This is a genomic window from Streptomyces sp. NPDC052042, from assembly GCF_044548345.1.
Classification (GTDB): domain Bacteria; phylum Actinomycetota; class Actinomycetes; order Streptomycetales; family Streptomycetaceae; genus Streptomyces.
In genome coordinates this window covers 1-8,943 of the sequence record NZ_JBIUBU010000062.1, presented here as the reverse complement: position 1 = coordinate 8,943, position 8,943 = coordinate 1, and the positions used below count along the sequence as shown (strand labels likewise).

At 74.8% G+C, this 8,943-nt stretch carries 2 protein-coding genes; both read right to left on the bottom strand.

Annotated features, from left to right (window positions below; translation table 11 throughout):
• Window positions 1-6,571, bottom strand: a 6,571-nt coding sequence (locus ACIHCL_RS36620) for a type I polyketide synthase (RefSeq protein ID WP_399868876.1), incomplete at its 3' end; no start/stop codon positions are given.
• A 26-nt stretch (window positions 6,572-6,597) separates the two neighbouring features.
• Window positions 6,598-8,943 (bottom strand): SDR family NAD(P)-dependent oxidoreductase (locus tag ACIHCL_RS36615; RefSeq protein WP_399868875.1); only part of this gene is annotated, 2,346 nt, incomplete at its 5' end.

Genomic DNA, 8,943 nt, shown 5'->3' with positions numbered 1-8,943 from the left:
CGTCCTCACCGAACACCACCTCCCGCAACCGCCGGTCCAGACGCCCGTCGACATACGCACAGACCGCGTCGAAAGCATCCGCGAACACCGGGAACACCGCATACAACTCACGCCCCATCCCCAGCCACTGACTCCCCTGACCCGAGAACAGGAATGCGGTCCTGGGCTGGGAGGCCGCCGTACCACGGAGGGCCGTGTCCGCCGCCGGGCCGGGGTCGTCGGCTGCCAGGGCTCGCAGTGCGGGCAGGAAGTCCTCGCGCCGGGTGCCGAGGACGGCGGCCCGGTGCTCCAGTGCGGCGCGTGAGCTCGCCAAGGACAGGGCCACGTCCGCCGGTTGCAGGGCGGGATGGCGCTCGATGTGGTGGAGGATGCGTTCGGCCTGCTCGCGGAGTGCTTCGGGGCTGGTTCCGGAGATCAGCCACGGGACCGGCTTCGGTTCGGGACGCACCTCGGCGGGGGACGGGGCCTCGGCGGGCGGCTGCTCGATGATGACGTGGGCGTTGGTGCCGCTCACGCCGAAGGAGGAGACGCCGGCCCGGCGGATGTGTTCCGTGCCGCCCGTCCAGTCGACGGCTTCGGTCAGCAGCTCGACGGCTCCCGCCGTCCAGTCGACGTGCGGTGTCGGCGCGTCCACGTGGAGGGTCTTGGGCAGGAGGCCGTGGCGCATGGCCTCGACCATCTTGATGATCCCGCCCACGCCGGCCGCCGCCTGGGTGTGCCCGATGTTGGACTTGAGGGAGCCCAGCCACAGCGGCCGTTCCTCCGACCGGTTCTGACCGTACGTCGCCAGCAGCGCCTGCGCCTCGATCGGGTCACCCAGCCGGGTTCCGGTGCCATGTGCCTCGACCACGTCCACGTCGGCGGCCGTCAGTCCGGCGTTCGCGAGGGCCTGGCGGATCACCCGCTGCTGGGCCGGGCCGTTGGGGGCGGTGAGTCCGTTGGAGGCGCCGTCCTGGTTGACCGCGGAGCCGCGTACGAGGGCCAGCACGGGGTGGCCGTGGCGGCGAGCGTCGGACAGCCGCTCCACCAGCAGCATGCCCACGCCCTCGCCCCAGCCCGTGCCGTCGGCCGCAGCCGCGAACGGCTTGCAACGGCCGTCGGCGGCCAGCCCGCGCTGCCGACTGAATTCGATGAAGGCGTTGGGGCTGGACATCACGGTCACCCCGCCGGCGAGGGCGAGATCGCACTCGCCGCGCCGCAGCGCCTGCGCGGCGAGGTGGAGGGCGACGAGGGAGGAGGAGCAGGCCGTGTCCACGGTGAGCGTCGGCCCCTCCAGGCCGAAGGAGTAGGCGATGCGGCCGGAGACGACGCTGGCGGAGCTGCCGGTGCCGATGTAGCCCTCCAGGTCCTGCGGGACGTTCAGCAGGCGGGAGGCGTAGTCCTGGTAGCCGGAGCCGATGAACACGCCGGTGCCGGTACCGCGCAGCAAGGTGGGGTCGAGGCCTCCGCGTTCGAAGGCCTCCCAGGCGGTCTCCAGCAGCAGCCGCTGCTGTGGGTCCATGGCCAGGGCCTCTCGCGGGGAGATCCCGAAGAAGGAGGGATCGAAGTCGGCGACGTCGTAGAGGAAGCCGCCGTCCCTGGCGTACGTGGTGCCGGGCCGGTCGGGGTCCGGGTCGTAGAGGGAGTCCAGGTCCCAGCCCCGGTCCGTGGGGAAGCCGCCGACCGCGTCCCGGCCGTCGGCGACGAGGCGCCAGAGGTCCTCGGGGCCGCGTACCTCGCCGGGGTAGCGGCAGCTCATGGCGACGATCGCGATGGGCTCGCCGTCGTCGGCGGTACGGGCGGTGGCCGTCGGCGCGGGGACGGCGGCGGCCCGGCCGGTGACGGCCGCGGTCAGTTCGGCCAGGAGGTGGGTGGCCAGGGCGGACGGGGAGGGGTGGTCGAAGACGAGGGTGGCCGGGAGCCGGACCCCGGTGGTCTTGCCGAGGCGGTTGCGCAGCTCTACGGCGGTGAGGGAGTCGAAGCCGAGTTCGCGGAAGGCCCGGTCGGGCGGGACGGCCTCCGCGTCCTGGTGGCCGAGCACCGCCGCGGCCTCGGCCCGTACCAGGGTGAGGACGGTGCGGGTCTGCTCGGGCTCGGTGAGGGCGGTGGTGCGGCGGGTGAACTCGGGCAGTCCGCCGTCGGCCGGCCCGCCCGGGGCCGTTGCCCGTGCCGCCTCGGCGAGGGCCGCCGTGGCCTCGGGGATCCCGTTCAGCAGCGGGCTGGGCCGCAGCAGGGTGAAGGAGGGGGCGAAGCGTTCCCAGGCGATGTCCGCGACGGTCACCGTCGTCTCGTCCCGGGTGAGGGCGGCCCGCAGTGCGGCGATGGCCGACGGCGGGGTGAGAGCGGGCAGTCCGCGCTTGTGCAGCCGGTCCTCGGCGTCGCCGTCCTCGACCATGCCGCCGCCGGCCCAGGGGCCCCAGGCGACGGAGGTGGCGGTGAGTCCGCGGGCCCGGCGGTGTTCGGCGAGGGCGTCGAGGGAGGCGTTGGCCACCGCGTACGCCGCCTGCCCGGCGGCGCCCCAGAGGCCGGAGATCGACGAGAAGAGGACGAAGGCGTCCAGCGGGCGGGCCCCGGGCCGTTCTTCCAGCAGTTCGTCGAGGTGGCGGGCGCCTGCCGTCTTGGCGGCGAGGACCTCGGCGAATTCCTCGGCGGTCGTGTCGGCCAGCATGCCCGGGGTGCCGACTCCGGCCGCGTGGACGACTGCGGTGAGGGGGTGTTCCTGCGGGAGGCCGGCCAGCAGCCGGGCCACGGCCTCCCGGTCGGCCATGTCGCAGGCCTCGATGGTGACACGGGCGCCGAGTTCCTCCAGCTCGGCGCGGAGCTCGTCGGCGCCGGCCGCCGCCGCTCCCCGGCGGCTGGTGAGGACCAGGTGTTCCGCTCCGGCCCCGGCGAGCCAGCGGGCCACGTGGGCGCCAAGGGCTCCGGTGCCGCCGGTGATCAGGACGGTGCCGTGCGGCTGCCAGGTCTCCCCGGGGCCCGCAGGCGCCGCGGACCGCTCCTGGGGGGCGCGCAGCAGACGGCGTACGAACACGCCCGCGCCGCGTACGGCCAGCTGGTCCTCGTCGGTGTGGGCACCCGCGAGGACGGACGCGAAGCGGCGTAAGGTGCGGTCGTCGAGCGCCTCCGGGAGGTCGACGAGGCCGCCCCAGTGTGCGGGGTGTTCGAGCGCGGCGGTCCGGCCGAGGGCCCAGACCGCGGCCTGGTGGGGGCTGCGCAGCGGGTCGGAGCTGCCGGTGGAGACGGCGCCGCGGGTGACGCACCACAGCGGGGCGCCCATGCCCACGTCGCCGAGGGCCTGGATCAGCGCGAGGGTGGTCGCGAGCCCTTCCTCCAGTGCGGGGTGGGTGTGGTGCGGCTGCTCTTCGAGGGCCAGCAGGGACAGGATCCCGTCGACGGTTTGGTCCTGCGCGGCGGTGCGGAGCAGGTCCGCGAGTGCTTCCCGGGCGGTGCCGGGTTCGACCGGTACGGGGCGTACGGTCGTGCTGTGCTCCTCCAGGGCCCGCAGGGCGTCGGCCGTCCACGGGTCGTGGTCGGCGAGGCGGGCGGCGGGGACGAGGGCCAGCCAGCTGCCGCCCCGGCGACCGGGTGCGGCGGTGGGGGCGGGTGCGGCTACGGGCTGCCAGGCGATGCGGTAGCGCAGGCCGTCGAGCGTGGACCGCTCCTGGTGGCTGCGGCGCCAGAGGGAGAGGGCGGGCAGGACCGAGCTGAGAGGCGCGTCGTCCGCGAGGCCGAGGCGCTGCGCGAAGGCCGCGAGGTCGGCGCGTTCCACCGAGTCCCAGAATCCGGCTTCCGCCGGGTCGGCGGCCGGGGCGGCGGCGGGCGGGCCGGAGAAGGCCGTGGACTCCAGCCAGTAGCGGCGCCGCTGAAAGGCGTAGGTGGGCAGGTCGTGGAGGGTCGGGCGGCCCTCGCGGTCGCCGGACAGTGCGGTCAGGTCGAGCGGGACCCCGCGGATGTGCAGCCGGGCCAGCGCGGAGACTGCGGCCAGTTCCTCGGGGCGGTCCGCGCGCAGCAGGGGCACGGCGTGCGCGGAGTCCGCGTCCAGCAGGGGCTGGGCGAGGCCGGAGAGTACGCTTCCGGGCCCGACCTCGACGTACACCGAGGTTCCGGCGTCCGCCAGGGTCCGCACCGTGTCCGCGAACCGGACCGCCGCGCGCACCTGGCCCACCCAGTACTCGGGGTCGGCGAGCTCGGCGGTGGTCAGGCGGCGGCCCGTCACGGTGGAGACGACGGGAAGGGCGGGGGCGGCGAAGGGGACGGCTTCGACGAGCTCGCGGAAGGCGTCGAGCATCGGGTCCATCAGCGGGGAGTGGAAGGCGTGGGAGACGGTCAGGGCCTTGGTCCTGCGACCCTTGGCCGCCAGCTTCCCGGCCAGCTCCGCGACCGCGTCCTCGGCACCCGAAAGCACCACGGACGTCGGCCCGTTGACGGCAGCGATGTCGGCGCGGTCCTCGAATCCGGGCAGCAGGGTCCGCACCTCCTCCTCGGATGCCTCGACGGCCACCATGACCCCGCCGTCCGGGAGCTCCTGCATCAGCCGGCCGCGTGCGGCCACCAGCTTCGCCGCGTCTTCGAGGGAGAACACACCGGCCACATGGGCGGCGGCGAACTCACCGACCGAGTGCCCGGCGAGGAGGTCGGGGCGCACGCCCCAGGACTCGACCAGTCGGAACAGGGCCACCTCGACGGCGAACAGCGCCGGCTGGGTGTGGCGCGTCTCGTTCAGCAGCCCCGCTTCCTCACCGAACACCACTTCGCGCAGCGGGAGTTCGAGGTGCGGGTCCAGGGCGGCGCAGGCCGCGTCGAAGGCCTTCGCGTACGCCGGGAAGGCGGCGTGCAGTTCGCGCCCCATGCCGAGCCGCTGGCTGCCCTGCCCGGAGAACAGGAACGCCGTCCTGGTCTTGCGGACCGCGGCGCCCTCGAAGGCCTGGCCCGTCGGTTCCTGGCGGGCGAAGGCGGTGAGGGCGGCCAGCAGGTCCTCACGGTCGCGTCCCACGACGGCTGCCCGGTGGAGCAGTTGGGCGCGGGTCGTGGCGAGGGCGTGACCGATGTCGGCGGGCTCGGCGTGCGGGTGTTCCCGTACGTGCGCCAGGAGGCGGCGGGCCTGCTCGGGGAGCGCCTCGGGGGTGCGTGCGGACAGGGTCCACAGCAGCGGGGTCCGGTCCTGCCCGGTGGCCGGGGTGTCGCGGGTCGTCGGCCCGGCCGGTTCGGGGGTCGGCTGTTCCAGAACGACGTGGGCGTTGGTGCCGCTCACCCCGAACGAGGAGACGCCCGCACGGCGTGGGCCTTCCGTCTCCGGCCAGGCGACGGCCTCGGTCAGCAGCCGGACGGCGCCCGCCGACCAGTCCACGTGCGGGGACGGCTCGTCGAGGTGCAGGGTTCCGGGCAGCACCCCGTGCTGCATGGCCATGACCATCTTGATGACGCCGGCCACGCCGGCCGCCGCTTGGGTGTGGCCGATGTTCGACTTGAGCGCGCCCAGCAGCAGCGGCCGGTCGGCGGGCCGGTCCTGGCCGTACGTCGCGAGCAGCGCGTGGGCCTCGATCGGGTCTCCGAGCGAGGTTCCGGTTCCGTGCGCCTCGACGGCGTCCACCTCGGCCGCGGTGAGCCCGGCGTCGACCAGGGCCTGGCGGATGACCCGCTGCTGGGCCGGTCCGCTGGGGGCGGTCAGCCCGTTGGAGGCGCCGTCCTGGTTCACCGCGCTGCCCCGGAGCACGGCCAGGACGCGGTGGCCGTTGCGGCGGGCGTCCGAGAGACGCTCCACCAGCAGCATGCCCACGCCCTCGCTCCAGCCGGTGCCGTCGGCGGCGGCCGAGAAGGGCTTGCAACGGCCGTCGGCGGCGAGCCCGCGCTGGCGGCTGAACTCCATGAAGGCACCGGGTGTGGACATCACCGTCACCCCGCTGACCAGGGCGAGGGTGCACTCGCCCTTGCGGAGCGCCTGGGCGGCGAGGTGCAGGGCGACCAGGGAGGAGGAGCAGGCCGTGTCGACCGTCACCGCGGGGCCTTCGAAGCCGAAGGTGTAGGCGAGCCGTCCGGAGATCACGGCGGCGGCGTTGCCCGTCCCGAGGTACCCGTCGAAGTCCTCCGGGGAGGTGGACAGGCGGGCGTAGTCCTGGCCGTTGGTGCCGGCGAAGACTCCGGTGCGGGAGCCGCGCAGCGCGGCCGGGTCGATCCCGGCCCGCTCGAAGGCCTCCCAGGCCGTTTCCAGCAGCAGCCGCTGCTGCGGGTCCATCATCAGGGCCTCGCGCGGGGAGATCCCGAAGAATCCGGCGTCGAACTCGCCTACGCCGTCGAGGAACCCTCCGTGGCGGACGTAGCAGGTGCCGGCGTTGTCCGGGTCGGGGTCGTAGAGCGCGTCCAGGTCCCAGCCCCGGTCGGCGGGGAAGCCTGATATCGCGTCACCCCCCTCCGCGAGGAGGCGCCAGAGCTCCTCGGGGGAGCCTACGCCGCCGGGGAAGCGGCAGCTCATCGCGACGATGGCGATGGGCTCGCGGGCTTCGGCGGTCATCTTCCGGTTCTGGCGGCGCAGCCGCTCGGTCTCCTGGAGGGAGGCGCGCAGTGCCTGAACGATCTTGTCGTTCGATGTGGTCATGATGTGCTCCGTACTCAGGCCGTCGATCAGGCTTCGCTGTCGCCGAGCGCCAGCTCGATGAGGTGGTCGAGGTCCATGTCCGCGATGGCGGACTCGGTGTCGGGGCCGCTGTCGCCTTCACGGCCCTGGTCGTCGTGATCGGGTGCCGTGTCCGTCGGCCCGGCCAGTCCCAGCAGGGCGTCCATCAGCCCGGCTTCGCGCAGGCGGGCCAGCGGGATCGCGGCGAGGGTCCGGCGTACTCGGGCCTCCTCCGGGCTGCCGTCCGGGGCGTGGTCCGCGGCCCCTTCGGGGAGGAGCACGTCCAGCAGCCCGTCGGTGAGGGCGGCCGGGGTGGGGTGGTCGAAGACCATCGTCATCGGGAGCTTCAGTCCGGTCGCGGCGCCCATCCGGTTGCGGAGTTCGACCGCGGTGAGGGAGTCGAAGCCGAGGTCGCGGAAGGCCCGGTCGGGCTCGATGGCGTCCGTGCCCGGGTAGCCCAGGACCGCGGCGGCCTCCTTGCGTACGAGTTCCAGCAGCCGGTCGTGCCGGTCCTCCGCGCCGAGGTCCGCCAACTCCCGTACGAGGTCGCCGGCCACGGGGACACCCGGGGCCTCGTCGACTCCGGCGGTGGCGGCCAGCGCGGCCCGTGCCTCGGGCAGGTCGGCGAGGAGGGCGCTGGGCCGGCCGATGGTGAAGGATGGCGCGAACCTCGGCCAGTCGACGTCCGCCACCACCACGGCGGTCTCGTCGCGGTCCATGGCCAGTTGCAGGGCCGAGACCGCCAACGCCGGGGAGAGCGAAGGCAGTCCGCTGCGCCTCAGGTACTCCTCCGCCCCGCCGTCGGCGGCCATCCCACCCTCGGCCCAGGGGCCCCAGGCGACGGCCGTCGCGGCCAGTCCCCTGGCCCGGCGGTGCTGGGCGAGGGCGTCGAGGAAGGCGTTGCCCGCCGAGTAGGCGGCCTGGCTGCCGCTCCCCCACACCCCGGAGACGGACGAGAACAGCACGAACGCGTCCAGGTCCTGGTCGGCGAGCAGCTCGTCCAAGTGGACCGCGCCGGCGACCTTGGCCGAGACCACCGCGGCCAGCTCCTCGGGGGTGGTCTCCGCGACGGTGGTGAACTGCGGGAGCCCGGCGGCGTGTACGACGGCGGTCAGCGGGGCGGGGTCGCCGGACAGGTTGTCCAGCAGGGCCGCCAGGGCCGCCCGGTCGGCGACGTCGCACGCGGCGACCGTCACCCGGGCCCCGGACTCCCGCAGCTCGGCGGCGAGTTGGCCCGCACCTGCGGCGGCCTCGCCCCGCCTGCTGGTGAGGACCAGGTGCTCGGCACCGGCTCCGGCCAGCCAACGGGCGGTATGCCCGCCGAGCGAGCCCGTACCGCCGGTGATCAGTACGGTGCCCCGGGGCCTCCAGCCGCTGCCGGTGGCGGTGGCTCCCGTGGTGCGGGGCATCCGGGTCAGCCTGCGGACTCGGACCCCGGAGGCGCTCACCGCGAGCTGGTCCTCGCCGTGGGCCCCGCCGAGGACTTCGGCGAGCCGGGCGAGGGTCGGCTCGTCGGTGGTGTCCGTACCGCTGCCGAGGTCGACGAGGCCGCCCCAGCGGCTGGGGGATTCCAGGGCGACCGCGCGGCCCATGCCCCAGACCAGGGACTGGAGCGGCCGGGTGACCGGCCGGGAGCGGCTGATGGCCACGGCCCCGCTGGTGAGGCACCACAGCGGTGCCCCGACCTCCAGATCTCCGAGCGCTTGGACGAGCGCGACGGTGGCCGTGAGCCCGACCGGCAGGCCCGTGTGCACCGGGTGGCTGCGTTCGTCCAGTGCCAGCAGGGACAGGACCCCGGCCACCCGTCCGCCGTTCACGGCTCCGGCCTCGCGCAGCAGCGCGGCGAGCGCCTCACGGTCGGCCCCGGGGTCGGTGACGATGACGCGGAGGGGTTCGGCGGCCCGGTCGCGGAACATCCGCGCGTAGGGCTCGGCGGTCGCCGCGTCCGGGGCCACCACCAGCCAGGTGCCCGACGGGGCAGTGGCCGGCAGGTCGGTGCGGGGCTGCCACACCGCCTGGTAGCGCCAGCCGTCGAGCGTGTTCCGGGTCCGGCTCTCCCGGCGCCAGGCCGAGAGCGCGCCGAACACCGAGTCCAGCGGCGCCCCGGCCGCCACCCCGAGCTGCGCGGCGAGCGCTTCCGGCCCGCCGTTCTCGACGGTGTCCCAGAACTCCGCTTCCGCCGCGTCGGCCGGTGCGGTACCGGTGGCTGCCGGGGCGGGCTCCGCCGTCAGCCAGTAGCGCTCGTGCTGGAAGGCGTAGGTCGGCAGGTCGACAAGGCGGGCGCCCTGCCCGGCAAGAACGGCCGTCCAGTCCACCGGCGTGCCCTGGACGTGGAGCTGGGCCAGGGCGGTGAG